This is a genomic window from Parahoeflea alexandrii, assembly GCF_024105735.1.
In the GTDB taxonomy this organism is placed as follows: Bacteria; Pseudomonadota; Alphaproteobacteria; order Rhizobiales; family Rhizobiaceae; genus Hoeflea; species Hoeflea alexandrii.
Genome location: NZ_JAAAML010000006.1, coordinates 1 through 20,963, shown reverse-complemented (window position 1 = coordinate 20,963; position 20,963 = coordinate 1). Strand labels below are relative to the sequence as shown.

The window sequence follows — 20,963 nt, the reverse complement described above, 5'->3', positions numbered from 1 at the left end:
ATGACGGACTTTGCCGGTGAGGACATCCCGAACAGCATGGAGCAGGTCACACTGCTGACTGACGATCTGGACACCCAACGTCCCGCAGAAAAAGCCTACAAGGGTATCCGCCACGCGATACTCAGTGGCAAGCTGAAGCCGGGTGACCACCTTCCCGAGGAGATGCTGGCGTCAATGACCGGCACCAGCAGGACTCCGGTGCGCGAAGCCTTGCGCCGCCTGGTCAGTGAAGGTCTCGCGACCGTCAACAACCGCCATCGCTTTGTCACCGACTTCTCGCCCGAGGAAGTGTCGATCATCTTCGACATTCGTGCCCAGCACGAGAGCTACGCGGCCTCCATCGCGGCGCAGAAGATCACCGCCGCGGAACTCGGCCGGTTGCAACATCTCATTGACGCGATGGCGGAACTCGAGACGGATCCGGGCGGCAGCGGCGTGGTCGAGCGCTTTCTGGCGCTTAACACCGAGTTCCATTCCGTCATCGTTGATGCCGCCCGCTCGGCACAGCTCAAACGGCTGACCGCTCCGGCCGCCGCATTGCCGCTCATCCTGGTCAAGCAGTTCGTCATGGACCAGCGTGTCGATGTCGTGCGGTCCAACTGGCAGCACCGGGATATCCTTGCGGCCCTGACCGCCCGCAACAGCGAATGGGCGGCAGCAACCCTGTCCGGCCATATCCTCTCCACCAAACCCAGGCTGCGCGACGCGTCTCGCGCGCCGAAATGACCGTTTCGAGGATCACCCAATGTCGAGCCTTCGCGAAGAACTGAACCAACAACCCAAACGCTTGAGTGGTTATGTGTCGGGCGGGTTTACCAGCCCCGCCGGCGCGGAAGAGATAGCCGTCATCGATCCGACAACGGAAATCAGGGTCGCAACCCTGCTCGAATCCTCCGCAGATGAAGTCGACGCGGCTGTCGAGGCCGCAAGACACGCCTTTGACAAGGGACCATGGGGAGCAGCCACCGTCGCTGAACGTCAGGCAGCCCTTACCAGGATCCATGACGCAATCCTCGCCAATGCCGACGAACTCGCCATGCTCGAGACCATCAACACGGGCATACCGCTTTCCCAGACGCGCAACATGCATATCCCGCGCGCGGCCTATAATTTCCGCTTCTTTGGCGAGTACATCAACCAGTCCGGCGGCGAGGTGTTCACACAGGAGCCGGGACTGATGAGCCTGGTTACTTACGAGCCAATCGGGGTCTGCGCACTGATAGGTCCCTGGAACATGCCACTGGGGCTGACGGCCATGAAGATCGCCGGGGCTCTGGCCTTCGGCAACACATGCGTGGTCAAGCCCTCCGAATTGACGCCGCTGACCGTTACCCGGCTGTTCGAGATCATTGAAGGCGTGCTGCCCGAAGGGGTCATGAACCTCGTCAACGGCCGCGGTCACGTGACCGGCACCTCGCTGGTCTCCCATCCCGGAATCGACATGGTCTCCTTCACCGGCGGCACCGTCACCGGTGCCGCAATCCTCGGATCGCTGGCCAAGGGCATCAAGGGCTCCGCCATGGAACTCGGCGGCAAGTCGGCCAATATTGTTTTCGCGGATGCCGATTTTGACAAGGCGGTAGATGCCGCCCTGCTCAGCTCATTCATGAACAATGGCCAGATGTGTCTCGCCGGCAGCCGCATCTTCATTGACCGCAAGATCTCGGATCGGTTCATCGACAGCTTCACGCGCCGCATCAAGGCGCTGAAGATCGATGATCCGGCGGCCGATGGAACCGAGATCGGCCCGATGATCAACCAGGCCCAGCGCGAGCGGATGGAACGCTATGCGGGAAGCGGCCTCGGCGAAGGCGCAACTTTGCTTGCGGGCGGTCACCGCTGCGCCAGCCTCAACACCGGTTACTTTTTCGAACCGACCGCGATGCTGGCTCCCACCAACGAACTGGCCATCTGCCAGGAAGAGATCTTCGGCCCCTTCGCCGCTTTGCAGATATTTGACGAGGAAGACGAGGTGGTCGCCAGGGCCAATGACAGCGAATTCGGTCTCGTCGGCTATGTCTGGACCGAAGACCTCAACCGCTCGATGCGCGTCGCATCGGCTTTGCGGACCGGAACGGTTCTCGTCAACACGCCGATCGTGCGCGATCTGCGAACCGGTTTTGGCGGCTACAAGCAATCCGGCCTTGGACGCGAGGGCGCCAAGGGCTCACAGGCAATGTTCACCGAGATGAAAACCACCATCATCGCCCGCGAGCCGCGCAAGATGCCGCGCATGGGCATGGCAGGAGAATGAGTGCCTTGTCCGCGGCCTATCCCTCGATTACCGGACGAACTGTCATGGTCACCGGCGGCTCCCGCGGCCTGGGGCGGGAAATGGTTCTGGCTCTGGCCGGCGTGGGCGCCGCGGTCGCGGTGGTCGGTTCACGCCCCGGGGGAGCACTTGACGACACGGTGGCAGAAGCCAACCGTCTGGGCGCTGGACGGGCCGTCGCCATTGCAGCCGATGTGGCCGACTACGCCCAATGCGAGGCTGCAGCCACTGCTGCACTCGACGCCATTGGCCCCATCGATGTGCTCATCAACAATGCTGGCCTTGGAATGCGGCGTGTCAGCGAAACTTTCAACACAAAGCCCACCCGCTTCTGGGAAACCGAACCTGAGGCCTGGAAGGAGATCATCGACACCAATGTCAACGGCGTCTTCAACATGGCCCGCGTCCTGGTACCGGGCATGGTTTCACGCGGCTTCGGCAAGGTGATCAACATCTCCACCAGCGACCAGACCATGGTCCGTCAGGGCTACTCGCCCTACGGGCCGAGCAAGGCTGCGGTTGAGGCCATGTCCCGCGTCTGGGCGCAGGATCTCGCCGGCACCGGCGTCGATGTCAACGTCTACCTTCCCGGCGGGGCCGCAGACACCGATCTGCTTCCACCCAGCCCCGACAAGAAAGGTGCCGACGGCAATCTTCTGCCGGCAGACATCATGCGCCGCGCAATCCTGTGGCTGGTGGACGACCAGTCCAACGGCATGACCGGCGGACGCTACATCGCACGTCTGTGGGACGAAAGCCTGGCACCGAGCGAGGCAGCCGGTGCCAGCCGCGTGCCGTCCGTGCCCAAGCCCGCGATCATGTGAACGGCCCCTGCCATGATGAACTTCGGCACTGCCACCATCGAAACCATCTCGGACCTTGACCCGTTCGCGTTGCCGATCGACCTTCTGTTTCCTGATCGCGCGGTCGAAAGCCTTGAGCCGCACCGCCAGGCGCTTGCGCCTCATCATGTTGACTTCGATAACGGGCAGATCCTGCTCGGAGTGCACAGCCATCTGCTCCGCATCGGCGGCCGGACAATTCTGATCGACACCTGCATCGGCGAACACAAACCAAGACCGCGGCGGCCTGACTGGCATCAGCGGGCCTCGACCCGCTATCTCGAGCGTCTGGCAAGGGCCGGGCTTCGTCCCGAAGACATCGATATCGTGATGTGCACACATCTGCACACCGACCATGTCGGCTGGAACACCAAGCTGGTCGATGGCCGCTGGGTGCCGACTTTCCCCAATGCCCGCTACCTGATCGGCCGTACCGAGTTCGCCCATTGGCAAGCCGAGGAAGAGGCCTCACCCGGCGTTCACAATCACGGATGCTTCAGCGACAGCGTCATGCCGGTCATCGAGGCGGGCCTGGCTGAATTAGTCAATGACGGCTTCGAAATCGCCACCGGACTGTCCCTCATGGCGCTGCCCGGCCACACGCCCGGCCAACTTGGACTGTGCATGTGCCATGGATCGCGAAAGGCCTTCTTCTGCGCCGACGCTGTTCACAGCCCGGTCCAGGTTTTCCATCCCGATTGGGTCAGCCGCTTCTGCAGTGATCCGGCAACGGCAATCACCACCAGGCAAGATCTGTTCGACCGGGTGGCCGGAACCGGCGATCTGCTCATCCCGGCGCATCTTCGCCATTTCTCCGCCATGCGCATCGAGGCAATGAACGCTGGCTATGTTCCTGGCTTCGTTCAGTGATGGCGATGGCTCTCGGCACTTCAGTCCGCCGGTTGCTCCCGGCTGCGATGGATGCGCATGACATAGGTCATCTGGTCCGCCGGATGCCAGTTGAACGAGGCTATCAGCACACCGCCCTCGCTGACATAGCGCCGCAGCAGCTGCATCGACCAGGAACCTGGCTTCAGACCCAGCTGGCGGCTGAAATCCTGAGGCATCGGAAGCGCCCGGATTTCCTGAACAACCTCCTGGATCGAACCTTCGGCATGGCGCTCAAGAAGTTCGAAAAACGGGCCCTGATGCCCCGGAAACTGTTCGACCACATGTTCGAAGCGCTTGGGAACGTAGCTTTGCACATAGCAGATCGGCTTGCCGCCCGCCTCGGTCCAGCGCACGCCGTTGATCAGGATCCATTCCTCGCCGGCGAGCCCGCCAACCATCTCGGCAAGCTCCTGTTCGAGCACGACCGTCTCGACACCCAACACCACGTAATAGGTCTCGATCGCCACCTGGAACAGTTCGTCGAGCGAGCTGAACGACTGGAAGAATGTCGAACGGGTGGTGTCGGATATCACCCTGGTGCCCACACCCTGCCGCCGCTCGACATAGCCGCGTTCCCGCAGGTAGCGCAACGCCTCGCGGATCGTTGTGCGGCTGCTGTTGAACTCCTGGGACAGCTCCTGCTCCGACGGCATAAGGCTGCCGATCGGGTAAATCCCGTCAATCAGCCGCTGCTCAAGGCTCTTCTGGATCTGCGCATAGCGCGGCAGGCCCTCGTTCAACAGACTGTCCTCTCTTGCCGCCATAAGGGTCGTCCCGGTTTCTCTGTCATGCAAAGCAGTCGCTCGACTGACCAGTTACAACAATTAGGGCCGGCGGGACACCGCTCCAAAAGCATGAAGGTGGGGACAGAAGCGCGATTACGTCATATTGTATGGACAATTAAGCCGATTGAAGTGCTATTGGTACACACAAGAGGATCCATCCATGCTTGAACGGCACAAGTCGGCCTACAGTTCCAGGGCAAAGCTCGGCCTGATCACACCGCCGACCAACACGGTCAACGAGGCTGAGTGGTCGCAAATGATGCCGCCAGGCGTGACCTTCCACACCCATCGCATGCCGCTTCATCCCGACACCACGAGTGCGGAAGGCAAGGCAGGTCTGATGCGCGATCTCGAAAGCGTCTTCGGCATGCTCAAACCCGCCCGGGTTGATGCCGTCGCTTATGCCTGTACCGCTGGATCGATGATCAATCCGGTGGAGTCACTGCCTGAAACACTGACAGACAACATGGGCGTCACCGCAGTTACGACATCCGCGGCCATCATCCATGCCTTGAAGGTCTTGGGCGCGGTTCGGCTTTCGGTCGCCACGCCTTATCACGACAGGCTCAACGAGCATGAAACCGCGTTCCTGGAGGAAAACGGCTTTACGGTCCAAAGGCTCATCGGCCTCGGCATCGGCGCCGGCGGACCGTCAGAATATGTCCGAATTGCCGAAACCCCGCTTGAGAAGGTGGCGGACCATGTTCGCGCAGCCTTCGTGCCGGGCAGCGATGCAATCCTGATCACCTGCACCGACTTCCCCACCCTGCCGCTGATAGCGCAGCTCGAACGCGAGTTCGGGGTCCCTGTTGTCACCTCAAACCAGGCGACCTTCTGGGCCATGCTCAGGGCTGCCGGAGTTGACGATCGTTTCACGGAATTTGGCAAACTGCTTGCCGAATTCTGATCACATCAAAACAAAAGACCACTTCACAAGGAAGGAAAACTCATGGCAGACCCCCGCCTCCGTCAGGCTATCGAGGCCAAGGACTTCATCCTCGCCCCCGGCGTCTTCGATCTGATCTCTGCGCTGATTGCAGACCGCGCGGGCTTCAAGGCCCTCTATGTGACCGGCTACGGCACCGTCGCCTCATATCTGGGCCTTCCCGATGCCGGGATCGCCACCTACCGGGACATGATCGAGCGCATCGGCCAGATCGTCAAGATGACCAACACTCCCGTCATAGCCGACGCGGATACAGGCTATGGCGGCCTGCTCAATGTCCAGCATACCATTCGCGGCTATGAAGCCGCCGGCGTCACCGCGATACAGATCGAAGACCAAGAGTTTCCGAAGAAGTGCGGCCACACGCCAAATCGCCGCGTCATCCCGATCGAGGATATGGTGCGCAAGATCCGCGTCGCCAGCGACAGCCGTTCAAGCCGCGACTTCCTGATCATCGCGCGTACGGATTCGCGCACCGGACTGGGCCTTGATGAAGCCATTCGGCGCGGAGAGGCCTACCGCAAAGCCGGCGCTGACGTTGTTTTCATCGAGTCCCCCGAATCGGAAGCCGAGATGCAGACAGTGTCCGAGCGCATTGATGCGCCGCTCTTTGCGAACATGGTCAATGGCGGCCGCACGCCGCTCCTGTCCGCCGACCGGCTGAAGGAACTTGGCTACGCCATTGCCATCCACCCGGCCCTGGGCTTCCTCAGCGTCGGCGCGGCACTCGACAAGGCCTACAAGGATCTCGCCGCCAACGGCATCACCTCACCCGACATCGACCTCTATTCCTTCGCCGAATTCAACAAGCTTCTGGGCTTCGAGGACGTCTGGGACTTCGAGAAGCGCTACGCCGAAATCTGAGAGAGGCACTCATGACCGAAAATCTCGATGACAACTACAAGATCGCCTATGACAACAAGGCTGGCTTCGGGAAGTCGCCGGCACTTGTCATGGTCGATTTCGCCCAGGGCTACTTCGATCCCGACTGTGTGCTCTACGCCGGTGTCGACGACGCTCTTGCCTCGGCATTGCGGATCCGCGAGATAGCTCACCAGGTGGGGATTCCGGTGATACTCACCGAGGTTACCTATCAGAAGGGGGGGCTCAACGGCGGTCGTTTTTTCGAGAAGGCCAAACCGCTTGCCTGCTTCGTCAAGGGTGAGAGAACCGCCGAGTTCGCCGATGGTCTTGTGCCGCGTGAGGATGAGATCATTGTTTCCAAACAATATCCATCCGCGTTTTTTGGAACATCCCTCGCCTCGACACTGACGGCGATGGGCATCGACAATGTGGTGCTGACGGGCCTGACGACCAGCGGCTGCGTCCGCGCGTCCTGCGTCGATTCCATGTCGCATGGCTTCATCACCAGCGTTGTCGCCGATGCCTGTGGCGACCGCCACCCGGCACCGCACGAAGCCAACCTTTTCGACATGAACGCCAAATATGCCGACGTCGTCTCCGAAGCCGAAATCATCGCCTTCTTCCGCTCTCTCGATGCAGGGAAATCCGATGCCTGATCAGCAAAAACCCGGCCGCGTGGCAGTCCTCGGCGGCGCAGGCGGCATTGGCCGTGTTCTGGTGGCGTCGCTTCAGGCAAAAGGCAACGAAGTCATCGTGCTCGATCTTGCGGCCTCGCTTGATCGTCATGCCATTGCGGCCACTGGTATTGCCATCGATGTCTGCGATGAGCAATCGGTGACGGCTGCCTTCGCGGAGCTGGGGGAGCAATGGGACAGCATCGATGGTTTCGTCAACCTGGCAGGCTACAACAGCGCCCTGAAGCCCATCGGTGACACGACGGCCGGCTATTTCGACGAAATCACCGGCGGCAATCTGCGCGGCGCCTTTCTCGCGGCCAAGGCAGCACTGCCCTTGATGGCGCACGGAAGTTCGGTGGTGATGATCTCCTCCGGTCTGGCCTCAAATGTCAGGCCGGGCTACGGCGCCTACTCGGTCTCCAAGGCCGGCGTCATCGCCATGACCAAGGTTTTCGCGCTCGAGAACGCACCCCGCGTTCGCTTCAACGCGGTTGCTCCGGGGCTGGTTGACACCGCCTTCCTGCGTGGCGGCACCGGCCGCTCACAGGAAGACCACGAAGCCATTGTCAACCTCGAAGCCTACCGGGCGGCAACCCCGATGCAACGCCTGGCGCTGCCCGAGGATGTGGTTGGTCCGGTCGAGTTCCTGCTGTCCCCCGCAAGCAGCTTCATGACCGGCCAGGTTCTCTGGGTCAACGGCGGCGGCTACATGCCCTGATCCGGCAGAAGCTGACTTTCCGGCAAAGTCTTCAAGACGCTCGACTGCGCTACCGGAGAGGATAGCAACCAAACAGCGTTTGAGACGTTTTCTCCTGATTGAAGACACCCGAAAGGAGGATGCGTCCAATGACCGATCACCCCGAACAGCCAAGGGTTGGCACGCTTGGCGATCCCGTTGCCGCCCGGCAGCCTGACGGCCCGCTGCACATCTACCGTCTGGAACCGAACACAAGACCGGACGATCCACGCTGGGACAACGCACCCAACCATGGCGTGGTCCGGGTCAGAGCGCTCTCGCCCGCCGACGCCCGTATCGTTGCTGCGGAAGCTGAAGTCGACTTTCTCGATATCGGTGCAAAGCCCGGTGATGGAACCACAACCGATTTTGCCAGCGCCTTTCGCGACGACAAGCTCTATCATGTCTTCCTCGAGGACGACGACAAGGTGGCTGGTCCGCGGGGTCTTCTCAACGACACCTGACTCCAAACCGGCCCTGACTACTTTTGCCCCGCCTCGAAACACAAAAACCCGCCCGCGGCGGGTTTTTTCTGTAACTGGGCGCAATCACCACCCGGGCAGAAATACTCCTGACAATCGCGATAGCGCAGCACACGCCACCTTTGAACAAGGGCCTTGCACTGGTCATGGTAAGCCTTGCGGCGTCCATGATCGGCGACCGGCTTTCCAACCGTAACCAAGCTCGGCTATGCTCCGAACCTGTTCGGCATCACCATCACCGCCATTTGAGTGATTGCCGCCAGCAGAAGATGCCTGCAGAAACCGGAAAACCTGATCTCATGAGCTATCCACCCATTCCCGTTCTTGACCCTGTCTGCACCTTGCAGGTGGACCTCGGTCCGATCCGGGAGATGGGCCAGGGGCGCGGCGGCCTGCGGCGCCTGGTGCCCATCATCGGCGGCACTGTCGAGGGACCATTGCTGAACGGCCGGATTCTTGATCTCGGTGCAGACTGGCAAACGGTGTTTTCAGATGGACTTGCAGAACTCGATACCCGCTATGCCGTGCAGACCCATGATGGCGCCACGATCGACATCCGCAACTTCGGTTTTCGCCATGGTCCGGCGGAAGTGATGCAGGCCATGGCGCGCGGCGAGCAGGTGAGTTCCGATGCCTACTACATGAGAACCCAGGCGCGGTTGGAAACCGGCGATAGCCGTTATGACTGGGTCAACAGAACCCTGTTTGTCGGAAGCGGCAGTCGCCAGGCTGGTGCCGTGACGGTTGCGCTGTTCGCCATCCGTTAGTCTGCAAGGCTGGCTGTCTAGGAACGGAACGTCTCCTCATCCTGAAAGGCATCACACTCTCATCGTGATTAGCATCCCGGTGACTTCGGCAATCACGTTCCAAGCCTTGGTTGAGCCGTCCCACGGCATGAAACGCCAATTCGTCCGCTCGCCGGTTCAATAAACCGGGAACCAAAATCATGCCCGGCACTTGATATGCATGACCATTGCTTCACCAGGCCTAACAGAAGACAAGATTGCAATTGAACGGGAACGGGCCCGGTTGGACCATCTGGCCGGAATCCTGGACAGCAGTTTCCGTCTTCCCGGAACATCGATCCGGTTCGGGCTCGATTCAATTGTCGGACTGGTTCCGGGTATCGGGGATACACTTGTAGCTGCACCGTCCATCTGGATGATCTGGCGCGGCCATGTGATGGGCGTCGGCAAATTGCCTCTTGCCAGAATGGCTGCAAATGTGGGGGTCGACTACGTTGTCGGGGCAATCCCTCTCTTGGGCGATGTTTTCGATGTCGGTTTCAAGGCCAATCTTCGCAACATGGCAATTCTGCGCAAGGCAATGGAGGCCAATACCATAACGTCGGTTCAACCTGCAGACCCGCCCGATTAGGCGGCGCTGAACCGAAGGATCACATTGCTATTGATGTAAGAAAATAACCGGGACCCGCTGGTCCACCATTTCATTGCGTATCACACGCGGAGCGGATTTGGGTTTATGGTCCGAAGGACGCCGAGGTGTTTCGGCGGGGAAGCGGAGCTTTGCCGAATCGATAGGTTTTATTCGAATGGAAGATTTGGTTGCGGGGGCCTGATTGCACAGGGACTTGCCAAAAGCAGGGACAATGTCGAAGTGGCTGATGATATCGTAGAGAACTTTTTTCGTCTGGTGACGCCACACCTCCAGCGCAAGCGAGGGCATCATGACGTCGGCCCCCAGGAATTTCAAGGCGACAATCCGGGGTCAATGCCTAACCTCTTGGCGCTTCAAAGGCGGAGCTTCGCTGTAGCGCCCTGATCCTGCTAATCCATCGGTTTTCTGCCACGGATCAGTTGTGAGATCGAGACCGCGATCACCAGGCCTCCACCGTAGAACAGGTTCTGCACGAAACTGTCGACGCCAAGGAAATTCAATCCCATGATGCCGGTCGAGAGGAAGAAAACAGCGACGAAAGCGCCGGGTGCATTGAACCGGCCGGGATAGATGGCGGTTGACCCGAGGAACGCGGCAGCGAAGGCCGGGAGCAGGAAGGCCAGCGCCGATGACGGGTCAGACGCCCCGCGCATACCGGTATAGAGAACGCCCGCAAACGCCGCGATGACACCCGACGCCACCAGTGCTCCGGTGCGCACACGGTTGACGTTGACGCCCGACAGGCGCGCCACCTCGCGCCCCCGCCCGACGAACAGCAGACGTCGGCCAAGGCTCGTGTGCTGGAACACGTACCAGACCAGAACCGACAGTGCCAAGGCGTAGTAAAACCCGATCGGAATCCCGAACAGGCGAGTGAGGATGACTGCCTTGACCAGATCCATCGATACACCGGCGATGGTGTTGGAGTTCGACACCCACAGGATCACGCCATTGATGAAATAGCCCGTGCCCAGTGTCACGATCAACGAGTGCACTCCGAAATAGAGAATGAAGAAGGAGTTGATCAATCCGACAATCGCGCCCGCCGCGAGAACAAAGACAATGGCGCCGCCGATCGGCATGCCCATCTTGACGTTGAGCACCGCCAGCAGCATCGAGCTCAGCCCCATGACGCTGGCGACCGAAAGGTCGAAATCGCCGGTCGTCAACGGGATCATCAGCGCCAGGGTCAACACCACGACCATGGCATTGGAGCCGAACATGCTCGCATAGGAGTTCCAGGCAAACATCTGGTCCGGCTTGAAGGCACCGAGAATGAGGATCATCACACCCCATGCGATGAGCAGTCCGAACCGCTCCGCCCATGTTTTCCAGTCGAATGTCTCGGATTCACGCACAGTCCGCGAAATCACGCTCTCTTCGAGAGTGTTCAGTTTCGCTTCGAGCGCCGCTATGCGCTTCTCGTAGGCCGCAATTGGATCGGATGTCTGGCCTGTGCTCATGAAAGTTGAAATCCCTTATGCAAGCTGAGGCATCGAACGGTAGCAATGTTCGGCAATCAGGTCCTTGGTCAGGTCAGCGCCTGACAGTTCGGCCACGATCTGCCCACGCGCGAAAATAAGCACACGATGGCAGAGCTGCGCCAATTGCTCGTAGTCGGTAGACGAGACCAGGATCGCCGCCCCGCTCTGTGCAGTCCTGTCGAGGGCATCCCAGATCTGCTGCCGCGCACCGACATCGACACCCTGGGTCGGCTCATCGAGCAACAGAAGCCGTGGCCCGATCTGCAACCATTTGGCCATCAGGGCTTTCTGCGCGTTTCCGCCGGAGAGTGCGGCAAGCGACATTGAGGGAACGTTGGGCTTCACGCCCGCCCCCTGGCCGAGTTTTCGCGCATGACGGCCGATTTGCCGGTCCGTCAGTCCCAGAGCGCTGCGCAACTGGCCATAGACCGGCATGGACACATTGTCGCCAACAGAAAGCGAGCCTATTCCGGCCTCGCCCAGGCGATCGGCAGGCAGATAGGCAATTCCAGCCTCCAGCGCCTTGATGGGATTGAACGCAGCAAGGTCAAAGCTCTGGTTGTCGATTGTCATCTGGCCGGTGGTTCCCTTTCGGGCGCCGTAGAGGAGGGCCGGAACATTGTCGAAACCAGATCCGATCAAGCCGGTCAAACCCAGGATTTCGCCTTCCGCAAGATCGAATCCCAGGGGGCCGACGCCAGCGACGGAAAGGTTGCTCACGGCCACCGAAGGCGTTGAGGTCCGCGGCTGTTTGTTGCTGCCGGCATAAACGTCCATGGTCCTGCCGATGATACGCTCGACGAAGGCCTCGTGACTGGTATCTGCGGTGACCACCGTGTCGATCAGGTGACCGTCGCGCAGCACTGTTGCACGATCGGTAATCTCGCGCACCTCGTCCACGTCATGACTGACGAAAATGACGCTCGCCCCCAACTCCGTGCATTGCCGCACCAGCCCGAAAAGCTGTTCGACCCCCGCCCTTGGCAGAAACGGTGTCGGTTCGTCGAGCACGAGGACACCCGGCCGGTCGACATGGTTCTCGGTCGCTTTGCGAATATCCTCATAGGCGCGCACGATCGCAAGCAGCGCCTGCTGAACAGCAGATAGCGTGCCGACAGGCGCCTTGGGATCGAGAGCGAGGCCGAAACGGGCAAAGATGGCGGCCGCCTCGCGATGGGCGGCACCCCAATTGATCGCCCAGTCCTGGCCGGTGGAAAGCGAACCGATTTGAAGATTTTCCGTGACGCTGAGCGACGGAATGAGGCCCAGATGCTGATGCACGAAGGCCAGTCCCAGCTCCCTGACCTTTGCGCCGGGAATGGGAAGCGGCACGCTCTTTCCGTAGAGGCTGATCTTGGCCCCCGGTTCGGGCGTATGAAACCCGGCAAGGACCTTGATGAGCGTGGATTTGCCCGACCCGTTGGAGCCGAGCAGTCCATGCACCTCCCCGCGCCGGACAGTCAGCGACACGTCGTCAAGCGCAACCGCACCGCCGAAATACTTGGAAAGATGCCGGATGTCGAGCGCGTCGGTTTCCCCGACGCGCCCTGCAGTTTCTGATCTCACTCAACGCCCCAGAGCTTGGCGAACCCGGCCCTGTGGACATCGCCGTATCCATCATTGAATGTGGCAGGGTTGCCGGCTGTGGCCACATTCTCGTCCGAGAAGATATAGGCAGGCGTGTTCAGCTTGGTGACCGGATCAAGGCCGCACAGAAGACGCATATTCGCGTCTGTTCCGGCCATGCCGACCCAGCCAAGGCTCTCGCCGACATTCATCTCTACAATATCGCCGTCGCGCATCATGTCGAGCACGAAGGGTGTGCCGTTGTAGGAGACAATCTTTGCCGACGAACCCGCGATCTGGATGGCAGGGACGATGAACTGCGACATCGAATCGTAGACCGGCAGCACATAGTTGATGGTCGGATCAGCGAGCAGCGCATTCTGCACGGCCGGCTGGGTCTTGGTTGCCCAGTCGTTTACAGGAACGTTGATGTACTGCGTCTTGCAGTCAGGGCAGTTGTCTTTCAGATAACCGATGATCGCATCGCGCAACGGGGCTGTCGGCGTGATCTCGTCTGGACCGAGCACGATGGCATTCACCTTGCCGCCGGTTTTCACCATGGCCCATGCGGCAATGATTTCGCCGACTGTCACATAGTCGGTGTTGGCGGCACCATCCATGAAGTCGGGCACCGTCTGGGTCGTCGCATCCCAGTTGTGGGTCGCTGTGACTTTCACACCGGCGGTACGGGCCTCGGTGATCTGAGGAACCAGAAACTCGGGCGGCAGACCGCCCTGCAGGTCGATCAGGTCAAAGCCTTCTGCCGTTGCCGTGTTGATGCCCTGAATCCAGCCGGCCGGATCCATCTGGGTTTCCCAGTCGCGCAATTCGAAACCCACCATGGCCGCTGCATCGACAAAGCCCTGGCTGATCGCGGCGTTGAAGGGATTGGCGTTGGTCAAGGGTATGACAAACATCTTCTTGTCCTTCATGCACGCCTTGGCGTCGAAGGCAGGCCCGGGCGCTTCGAACGTGGGCAGCTGGCTGTGTTTTGCGATCAGGGCCTCGGCAGCGGCCATGTCAGCCTTCGCGGGAACCGCGAGCATGAGCAATCCGCCCAAGGTCGGAAGTATCAGGTTCTTCATTGGTCAGTTCTCCTTGTTAAAAATGACGTCTTGTATGCCTTTATGTGACTGCATCTTCGGTAGAGACTTGCCAGACGTGGTGCCCGAACCGCCCATTGTTCGGGTCTAGACCGGCCACCTGTCCTTCCTATTCCGCTGCCTGGGCAAAGCGACGAAACACCGGCGCCACAGGAGGCTCGAAACCGGTCTCCTTCTTGCACCGCCCCTTCAACTCCTCGATCGACTCGAAACCGCGATTGAACAGCGGCTTGACCTGGTCGGCTGCCATTTTCTCCCGCAGCTTTCTGGTGGCCCGCGTATCGACCTCGCCGTCTTCGATCACGACGCCGTAGCGCCTGGCGCCTTCCGGCGTCACAAGCCCGCGTTTGACGTCCATCGCCACCAGCTCGGCATCACGCGCCAGCGGGTCGCCCCAGCCGCCGCCCCCCCATGTGTTGAAGTAAAGCATGTCACCTGGTTCGACCGCGACACGATCGCATTTCGACGGAATGTTCTCCTCCTCGCCGGTCTTGCGGACCAGCCGCTTGGTCGAGCGCATTCCCGGCTCGCCACCATTTACACCCCACGGATAGGTCAGCCAGCGATCGTCGTGGATTGAAATTTCGCCCTTCTCCATCATTTCGTAGGCAATCACGATCCCGTTGCCGCCGCGATGCAAGCCGGCTCCGCCACTGTCGGGGATGGTTGCGTATTCACGGATGCGCAAAGGAAAATAGGCCTCAAGAAATTCGTTGGGAACATTGGTGAAGGCGGGCCACATGGAATGCCCGTCAGGGCCGTCGCCGGCCGGACGGCCCGGCACGCCACCGAAGCCGATCTGGAAAAGCTGGTACCATTCGCCCTGGGTGTTGAAGCCGGAATACATGAAGTGCGGGCTGTCGGAGAAGCCGGCAGCGTTGAGCGCATCTGGCGCTCCCTGCCCCAGCAATCCGCCCATCAGGTCGAAGATCCGGCCCAGCATGTGGGTCCGGCAGGAGAGCGCCGCAGGCTTCTTCGGTTTGAGAATGCAACCTTCCGGGATGTGAACCTCGATCAGGTCGTAAAAGCCGTCATTGAACAGGATCTGCGGATCGAACAGATTGATGGTGAATGCCCCGAAGAACATCTTGAACATTTCTTCGTTCAGCAGGAAATTGATCGACGAAAAACTCTGCGGATCGCTTTCGGAGAAATCGAAATAGGCGATCTCGCCCTCGCGGTGCAGCGAGCAGGCAATCTTGTAGGGACCGTTGCCCATGCCATCATCATCTATCCAGTCCTCGAAAGAGGCCTTCTTTCCATCGACGGCTTCGGGAATGATCATCTGGATAATCGCGCTCATCGCCGCCCTGTTGCGGTCGAGCATGTCCCACATGGCGGAAATGTAATAGTCGGCGCCGAAGCGGTCGATGTTCTCGCGAACCCGTCGCTCCGCCAGCCGCAACGCGGCAATGATGGCGAAAAAGTCGGACTTGTTCCATTCCGGCATGCGGGTGTTGTGCAGAAGAATGTTGAGGATCTCGTCAGCGAGCTGTCCCTTCCGGTAGATCTTGGTCGGAGGGATGATGATGCCCTCCTCGAAGATCATCTTGGCGTCGGTCGGCAGCGAACCGGGAACCTTGCCGCCGACATCCGTCATGTGACCGAACATAGCGGCCCAGCTGACCAGCTTGCCTTCATGAAAGATTGGCATCATCAACAGCCAGTCATTGAGATGACTGACGGCGCCGTTGCAGGAATAAGGGTCGTTTGTGATGAAGATGTCGCCATCCTCGATTGTGCCGTCATAGCCGTTGATGAAGCCGTAGAGGAAGGAGCCGAACTGGCCGACCACCATCTTGCCTTCCTGGTTGGCGATCATCGGAAAGGCGTCGTGCTGCTCGCGGATGCCGGGTGACATCGCGGTTCTAAACAGCACGGCGTCCATTTCGGTTCGCGCATTTCTCAAGGCGTTTTCGACGATGTCCAGGGTGATCGGATCGACCTGAACCCGGTTGAACGGCTTGGTGTTTGTCTCGACAATTGTGGCGGCCATGGTGGACTTTCCTCAGCGAGCGTTTTTGTGATTTGCGGGCCAGATCAGCACATTGCCGACCGGGTCGACGATGCCGACATGATCGTGCAGGATCAGCGACGTTGAATCCATTTCCGTCAGCACCGCAGGTCCGTCGATCCGGTTTCCGGGATTGAGCTTGCCGCGATCGTAGATATGCGCGTCGCGCCATTTGCCATCGGTGTAAAGCTTGGTGGATTGGACACGGGCGCCCGATGCATCTGTGCCTGCCTTGCCTCGGCCAGGTGCAATGAAGCTCTTTTCAGCACCCTGAACCACGGTTCGCAGGCCGACCAGTTCGTGGTCGGCGTCAAGCGCGAAGGTGAAGAGCTGTTCGTGCTCCTTGTCGAAGCGCTCTGCAACGCCGGCGAGCCCATCACGCGCGAAGTCTTCCGGCGATATGTTTATCGTCAGCTTCATGCCCTGCCCGCGATAGCGGATGTCGATCTGGTAGAAGGCGTCCTGCTCCTCGGGTGCAACGCCCTCCTCGCTCAGGGCTTCCGCCGCACTTTTCTGCAAAGCCTCGAGCATGTCGCCGATTTTCCGGTCCGAGGTGTCGGAGATCCTGGTTACAAAGGTCTGGCTTGCCTCGTTGCGCAACCGCGTGGTCGCGTCGCCATAGGCGCAGAGAACGCCGGGACCGGGCGGAATGATCGCCGGCCATGAATTGATCAGCTTGGCCAGCGCATTGACATGCAGCGGGCCGGCTCCGCCAAAGCCCATCAGCGCAAATTCGCGCGGATCATAGCCTTGTTCGACTGAGACCAGGCGGAGCGCGCCGCACATGTTCTCGTTGACGATCTTGATGATGCCTTCGGCGGCTTCCTCGACGGATATCGACAATGCATCGGCGATCCCGCTCACCGACTTGACCGCGAGGTCGCGGCTGATCTCCATGTCGCCGCCCAGCTTGGCGTCGGAGGGAAGATATCCGAGCACCACGTTGGCGTCCGTCACGGTGGGCTGTTCGCCGCCCTTGTTGTAAGCCGAGGGGCCGGGAACCGCTCCCGCCGACTGCGGCCCGACACGCAGTGCCTTTGTCAGCTCCGGGACATAGGCAATGGAGCCGCCGCCGGCGCCGACAGTTCGCACGTCGATCGACGGCGCCCGGACCGTGACATCGGCGACACGGGTCTCGCGCCTTGTCCGGGCGATCGAATTCTCGATCAGCGCCACATCGGTCGACGTCCCACCCATGTCGAATGTGAGCAGGTTCTTGACGTCTGCCTGCTTGGCAATCCAGAGCGCGCCAGAAACGCCGCCAGCGGGACCCGACATTAGAAGGTTCACCGGCTGGTCCATCGCCAGCTGTGCCGATGATAGTCCGCCATCCGAGCGCAGGATCTGCAACATGACGTCTCCCATGCGCTGCTGCAGTTCCTTTTGCAGGTTGGAGACATACTTCGACACCACCGGCCGGACATAGGAATTGACGACCGTGGTTTCGGTCCGCTCGTACTCGTACATTTCCGGCATGATCGATGCCGATGTCGAAACCGGAATATCAGGCGCGATCTCCCGCGCGATCTCTGCAATCCGCAGTTCATGGGCGTCATTGGCATAGGAGTTGAAGAGAGCAATCGTAAGCGCCTCAATGCCGCTGTTGAGCAGCGACTTCAGGCTTTTGCGGATCGCCTTCTCATCCAGCGGAACGATTGCCGTTCCGTTGGCATCCATGCGTTCTTCGGCCTCGATTGTATATTCCAGCGGCGCCAGAGGCGCGGACTTGTTCCAGATCACCCAACCACCCAGGCCGCCCGGAACGTAAGACCGCGCGATCTGAAGCACGTCCCGGTAGCCCTTGGTCGTCACCAGTCCGACCAGAGCGCCAGAACTCGTAAGCACCGTGTTCGTTGCAACGGTCGTGCCGTGCATCACTTCGGTGATCTCTCTGGGCTCGATCCCAGCCTCGCGGCAGATCTTCTCAATGCCGTTGAGAACACCGATCGAACTGTCGGACGGCGTCGAGGGCACCTTGGCGGTAAAGGTGCGGCCATTCTTTTCATCAAGCAACAGCAGGTCCGTGAAGGTGCCGCCGACATCGACACCCAGGCGCAGTCCGCCGCCTGCACGGGCTTGGGAGCGCAGTTGCGGCACAGGGCCGGTGCCTGCTTCCATGCGGCGCAAGCGCGCCTCGAATGCGGCAAGTCGGTCTTCATAACGTTTGATCAAATCGTCGGTGCTGTTCATGCTGCTCTGTACCCCGTCAATGTCGATCGCCCGTCTGGTCCGATCAATTGCCTGAATTCATCCGTCTTCCTGTAAACCAGTTCAGCCATCGCCATGGGCGCTGCTGTGCACTGCCGGCAAGACCGACCGCCCGCTCGGAAATGCCAAGCAGTTTTCCCACCGTCTCTTCCTGACGACTGATCACTTCAACCTTGTTCTGGACCTGCTGTTCCAGCTGCTGGCTTGTGGTCAGCGCGCGGTCCAGCAACTCGGTCAATCGTGTGGCTGCCTCGCTTTTGGTTTCACCTTCCTGCAACGAGCGGTCCAACAGGTTCAGCGCTCGCTCCACAGCTCCGGACAGCTCTTCGATCTTGTCACCGGAACCCGATGCGGCACGTTCCGACAGGTCGAGTGCCCGCTCTACCAGATGGCGGAACTTGTCGTTTTGAGCCATTGCGGTTTCGAGACGGTCGGCAACATCGTCGAGCAACACAAATGCGCGCTCCGAGACATCAGCCAGAGCGCTGGCGCTGCCGTCTTTTGCGATGTGGTTTGGAGACGTGGCTACCGCGCCGCGTTCGTTGAGCTCCAGCGATCGCTCGAGCGTCGCGTCCTGGCGTTCAAGAAGCGAGGTCAGCCGCTCGATATCAGCATCGCGGCCAGCCACATGAAATTGTAGCTCTTCGATTTCGTCAAAAAGGGTTTCAAGCAGCTCGCCGGGTTGAGCCTTTTCTCTTGTCAGCCGGGCGTCGAAATCTTTCGGCAAAGTGCTCAGGTCCACCCGAAGGTGGCCTTCGTTGTCTCGGCGGGCGGACAGCAATCCTTTCGTGATTGCTTCGCGTAAGCGGATCCGGCTCAACCCGAGAAGCTGTGCAGCCTCTCCGATTGGTAAGAACTGGTGACCGGATTCGGTGCGCTCGATCCCCATGCCTCCGTAGCTCGTTCCCATCAGTTTATTGACTTGGTGGAGAGAGACTGGTGCATCTTTTCTGGAAGTTCAAGGAGATAATCACAAACACTCTGAGACCGGTAATTTCATTTACCAATATTTTGGCTTTACGGCGTGTCATGAAAAACCGGCATACCAAGCCGGGCTGGCGAGACTTAGTTCCCTGCCCAGGGGAAGGGCACCTACAGCGGGCTGGACGCGGCCCCCAGGGTTAACCAGATCGCTATAGGTGTCTGCCGCGGTTCCGATCCAACTTGTTCGCTGTTTTTTTGTGACCTGAGACCCAACTTCCAACCAGTTTTCGGGAGAGTCTTCGGTTTTCAATCTGACCTTATGCGGCCTGTTTTTCCATAGCCATTCTCCCTGCGAACTCGCTGGGCGTAATATTGCCCAGCGATGAGTGCGGTCTATTTCGGTTGTAATCCTCCTTCAATGCGGTAATGGCGGCGCGGGCTTGGGCGAGCGACGAGAACAGGGCTCGTTGAGGCACTCATCGCGAAAGCTGTCGTTGAAGCTTTCGACGAAGCCGTTCTGCATCGGCTTACCGGGGGCGATGTAGTGCTATTCGACCTTGGTCTCTTGGCGCCATTTGAGGATGGCCATGCTGGTCATCTCCGCGCCATTGTGGGAGACGATCGTCTTGGGCTTACCCGCCTGGCGATCAGACTGTCCAGCTCGTGGGCAACCCAAGCGCTCGACAGGGATGTATCGGTGACAAGGCACAGGCATTCGCGGGTAAAGTCGTCGACGACGACCAGAACACGGAAGCCTCGGCCGTCCGTGAAGGCATCGCTGACGAAGTCCAGGCTCCAGCGCTCATTGCGGCGCGAGGGCAGAGCTAGGGGACACCTCGTTCCCAAGGCCCGCTTGCGGGCGCCGCGTTTGCGCAAGGTCAGCTTCTCATTCCAATAGAAATGCCTGAGCTTCTTCAGGTTCATGACGATCCCCTGCCGATCGCTCAAGACGTGGATGCGGCGATAGCCGAAGCGGCGGCGCTCAGCAGCCACCTTCTTCATCGCCTCACGAATGGATGCATCGTCAGACCGAACGCTATGATATCGCATGCTCGACCGATCAACCGACAACACCTCGCACGCCCGACGCTGGCTCACCCCATGCTGCGCACAGACATGAGCCACCGCATCCAGCTTCACATCCATTGCCGGCAGACAAGCGGAGCGCCGCTGAGAGGGGCGTCACCATTTCTTTTAGGCTCCATCCTTCAGGATCGCATTGTCCAACATGGTCACAGCGAGAAGCTTCTTGCGCTTGGCATTCCCGTCCTCATGCGCATTCAGCTTGCGGGCATCGGACACCTCCATGCCGCCATAACTTCGCCTTATTTGTAGAGGGTTGCGTCCGAGATGCCGTGCTTGCGGCAGACATCGGCTGTCTTCGCGCCCGCCTCCTGCTCCTTCAGTATCTCGATTATCTGTTCTTCCGTGAACCGTTAACGCTTCATTCGTCCGTCTCCTGATCTGTGATGGACTCTACCAAAATGAGGAGGAAGTTCAGGGGCTCGGGTTAAGGCAGATCTGATTTCGTGTTTTGGCGCTTTACGCGAGAAGTCGTTTCGGCGGTGAATCGGAGCTTTGCGCCAGTCATAGATTTCCATTGTGAAGGATTGATTTGGTTTCGGGGGCAGGATTTGAACCTGCGACCCGCTGATCTGGCAGGCGATTGCGCAGCAACCGCCGAGAGGATTTCAGGTTATGGTCCGAAGGACGACGAGCTACTTCGCCAGCAAAGACTACGTCTTTGCGCCAGCGCAGTGATCCTATATTG

The 20,963-nt window shown here is 59.9% G+C and carries 19 protein-coding genes and 1 pseudogene; 11 read left to right on the top strand and 9 right to left on the bottom strand.

Annotated elements, in window-relative coordinates; translation table 11 throughout:
* Genes GTW23_RS22805 through GTW23_RS22790 form a run of 4 tightly spaced genes read left to right on the top strand, consistent with a single transcriptional unit; the run spans position 1 to position 3,984 of the window.
* Positions 1-726: a GntR family transcriptional regulator gene (locus GTW23_RS22805; RefSeq protein WP_252917643.1), complete on the top strand. Its 726-nt coding sequence runs from the start codon at positions 1-3 to the stop codon at positions 724-726.
* A 19-nt stretch (positions 727-745) separates the two neighbouring features.
* A complete protein-coding gene (locus GTW23_RS22800; RefSeq protein WP_252917642.1) occupies positions 746-2,254 on the top strand; it encodes an aldehyde dehydrogenase in 1,509 nt (502 codons plus the stop codon).
* A complete protein-coding gene (locus GTW23_RS22795; protein ID WP_252917641.1) occupies positions 2,251-3,096 on the top strand; it encodes an SDR family NAD(P)-dependent oxidoreductase in 846 nt (281 codons plus the stop codon). Before GTW23_RS22800 ends, GTW23_RS22795 begins: the two co-directional genes overlap by 4 nt.
* Positions 3,097-3,108: 12 nt before the next feature.
* The gene (locus GTW23_RS22790; protein ID WP_252917640.1) at positions 3,109-3,984 is read left to right on the top strand and encodes an MBL fold metallo-hydrolase; all 876 of its coding nucleotides are present in this window, start codon (positions 3,109-3,111) and stop codon (positions 3,982-3,984) included.
* 20 nt (positions 3,985-4,004) lie between these two features.
* Here the strand turns inward: GTW23_RS22790 and GTW23_RS22785 are convergent, their stop codons facing one another.
* Positions 4,005-4,769, bottom strand: a complete 765-nt coding sequence (locus GTW23_RS22785) for a GntR family transcriptional regulator (protein ID WP_252917639.1) — start codon at positions 4,767-4,769, stop codon at positions 4,005-4,007.
* 181 nt (positions 4,770-4,950) lie between these two features.
* Here GTW23_RS22785 and GTW23_RS22780 point away from each other — a divergent pair, with 181 nt between their 5' ends.
* The 7 genes from GTW23_RS22780 (at position 4,951) to GTW23_RS22750 (ending at position 9,872) form a co-directional block, all read left to right on the top strand.
* The gene (locus GTW23_RS22780) at positions 4,951-5,697 is read left to right on the top strand and encodes a maleate cis-trans isomerase family protein (protein ID WP_252917638.1); all 747 of its coding nucleotides are present in this window, start codon (positions 4,951-4,953) and stop codon (positions 5,695-5,697) included.
* A 42-nt stretch (positions 5,698-5,739) separates the two neighbouring features.
* On the top strand, positions 5,740-6,600 hold the full coding sequence (locus GTW23_RS22775; RefSeq protein ID WP_252917637.1) for an isocitrate lyase/PEP mutase family protein: 861 nt from the start codon (positions 5,740-5,742) through the stop codon (positions 6,598-6,600).
* A gap of 11 nt (positions 6,601-6,611) precedes the next feature.
* Positions 6,612-7,256 (top strand): isochorismatase family protein, encoded by a 645-nt coding sequence (locus GTW23_RS22770; RefSeq protein ID WP_252917636.1) that lies wholly within the window; start codon positions 6,612-6,614, stop codon positions 7,254-7,256.
* Positions 7,249-7,995 (top strand): SDR family NAD(P)-dependent oxidoreductase, encoded by a 747-nt coding sequence (locus GTW23_RS22765; RefSeq protein WP_252917635.1) that lies wholly within the window; start codon positions 7,249-7,251, stop codon positions 7,993-7,995. The genes GTW23_RS22770 and GTW23_RS22765 overlap by 8 nt, the downstream gene beginning before the upstream one ends.
* 128 nt (positions 7,996-8,123) lie before the next feature.
* Entirely contained in the window at positions 8,124-8,477 is a 354-nt protein-coding gene (locus GTW23_RS22760; RefSeq protein ID WP_252917634.1) for a hypothetical protein, read from the top strand.
* A gap of 317 nt (positions 8,478-8,794) precedes the next feature.
* A complete protein-coding gene (locus GTW23_RS22755; RefSeq protein WP_252917633.1) occupies positions 8,795-9,262 on the top strand; it encodes a DUF3237 domain-containing protein in 468 nt (155 codons plus the stop codon).
* 262 nt (positions 9,263-9,524) lie between these two features.
* Positions 9,525-9,872: a DUF4112 domain-containing protein gene (locus GTW23_RS22750; RefSeq protein ID WP_252917632.1), complete on the top strand. Its 348-nt coding sequence runs from the start codon at positions 9,525-9,527 to the stop codon at positions 9,870-9,872.
* A gap of 410 nt (positions 9,873-10,282) precedes the next feature.
* On the opposite strand, the gene GTW23_RS22745 is transcribed toward GTW23_RS22750, so the two are convergent.
* From GTW23_RS22745 to GTW23_RS22710, 8 genes and pseudogenes are all read right to left on the bottom strand, one after another.
* Positions 10,283-11,356 (bottom strand): ABC transporter permease, encoded by a 1,074-nt coding sequence (locus tag GTW23_RS22745; protein ID WP_252917631.1) that lies wholly within the window; start codon positions 11,354-11,356, stop codon positions 10,283-10,285.
* A gap of 15 nt (positions 11,357-11,371) precedes the next feature.
* On the bottom strand, positions 11,372-12,943 hold the full coding sequence (locus GTW23_RS23535) for a sugar ABC transporter ATP-binding protein (protein ID WP_252917630.1): 1,572 nt from the start codon (positions 12,941-12,943) through the stop codon (positions 11,372-11,374).
* On the bottom strand, positions 12,940-14,028 hold the full coding sequence (locus GTW23_RS22735) for a sugar ABC transporter substrate-binding protein (RefSeq protein WP_252917629.1): 1,089 nt from the start codon (positions 14,026-14,028) through the stop codon (positions 12,940-12,942). Before GTW23_RS22735 ends, GTW23_RS23535 begins: the two co-directional genes overlap by 4 nt.
* A 127-nt stretch (positions 14,029-14,155) precedes the next feature.
* A complete protein-coding gene (locus GTW23_RS22730) occupies positions 14,156-16,042 on the bottom strand; it encodes a hydantoinase B/oxoprolinase family protein (protein ID WP_252917628.1) in 1,887 nt (628 codons plus the stop codon).
* A gap of 12 nt (positions 16,043-16,054) precedes the next feature.
* Positions 16,055-18,250 (bottom strand): hydantoinase/oxoprolinase family protein, encoded by a 2,196-nt coding sequence (locus GTW23_RS22725; protein WP_252917627.1) that lies wholly within the window; start codon positions 18,248-18,250, stop codon positions 16,055-16,057.
* 43 nt (positions 18,251-18,293) lie between these two features.
* The gene (locus GTW23_RS22720) at positions 18,294-19,178 is read right to left on the bottom strand and encodes a hypothetical protein (protein WP_252917626.1); all 885 of its coding nucleotides are present in this window, start codon (positions 19,176-19,178) and stop codon (positions 18,294-18,296) included.
* Between the two features lie 331 nt (positions 19,179-19,509).
* A pseudogene (locus tag GTW23_RS22715) lies at positions 19,510-20,628 on the bottom strand (IS3 family transposase); the annotation flags it as partial.
* A gap of 151 nt (positions 20,629-20,779) precedes the next feature.
* Positions 20,780-20,963, bottom strand: a 184-nt coding sequence (locus GTW23_RS22710) for a hypothetical protein (protein WP_252917625.1), incomplete at its 5' end; no start/stop codon positions are given.

Coding starts and splice junctions, on each gene's coding strand:
- GTW23_RS22760 (WP_252917634.1), top strand. CDS start 8,124: ATGACCGATCACCCCGAACAGCCAAGGGTTGGCACGCTTGGCGATCCC.
- GTW23_RS22725 (WP_252917627.1), bottom strand. CDS start 18,250: ATGAACAGCACCGACGATTTGATCAAACGTTATGAAGACCGACTTGCC.
- GTW23_RS22785 (WP_252917639.1), bottom strand. CDS start 4,769: ATGGCGGCAAGAGAGGACAGTCTGTTGAACGAGGGCCTGCCGCGCTAT.
- GTW23_RS22765 (WP_252917635.1), top strand. CDS start 7,249: ATGCCTGATCAGCAAAAACCCGGCCGCGTGGCAGTCCTCGGCGGCGCA.
- GTW23_RS22805 (WP_252917643.1), top strand. CDS start 1: ATGACGGACTTTGCCGGTGAGGACATCCCGAACAGCATGGAGCAGGTC.
- GTW23_RS22770 (WP_252917636.1), top strand. CDS start 6,612: ATGACCGAAAATCTCGATGACAACTACAAGATCGCCTATGACAACAAG.
- GTW23_RS22795 (WP_252917641.1), top strand. CDS start 2,251: ATGAGTGCCTTGTCCGCGGCCTATCCCTCGATTACCGGACGAACTGTC.
- GTW23_RS22780 (WP_252917638.1), top strand. CDS start 4,951: ATGCTTGAACGGCACAAGTCGGCCTACAGTTCCAGGGCAAAGCTCGGC.
- GTW23_RS22745 (WP_252917631.1), bottom strand. CDS start 11,356: ATGAGCACAGGCCAGACATCCGATCCAATTGCGGCCTACGAGAAGCGC.
- GTW23_RS22800 (WP_252917642.1), top strand. CDS start 746: ATGTCGAGCCTTCGCGAAGAACTGAACCAACAACCCAAACGCTTGAGT.
- GTW23_RS22790 (WP_252917640.1), top strand. CDS start 3,109: ATGATGAACTTCGGCACTGCCACCATCGAAACCATCTCGGACCTTGAC.
- GTW23_RS22735 (WP_252917629.1), bottom strand. CDS start 14,028: ATGAAGAACCTGATACTTCCGACCTTGGGCGGATTGCTCATGCTCGCG.
- GTW23_RS22730 (WP_252917628.1), bottom strand. CDS start 16,042: ATGGCCGCCACAATTGTCGAGACAAACACCAAGCCGTTCAACCGGGTT.
- GTW23_RS22775 (WP_252917637.1), top strand. CDS start 5,740: ATGGCAGACCCCCGCCTCCGTCAGGCTATCGAGGCCAAGGACTTCATC.
- GTW23_RS22755 (WP_252917633.1), top strand. CDS start 8,795: ATGAGCTATCCACCCATTCCCGTTCTTGACCCTGTCTGCACCTTGCAG.
- GTW23_RS22720 (WP_252917626.1), bottom strand. CDS start 19,178: ATGGGAACGAGCTACGGAGGCATGGGGATCGAGCGCACCGAATCCGGT.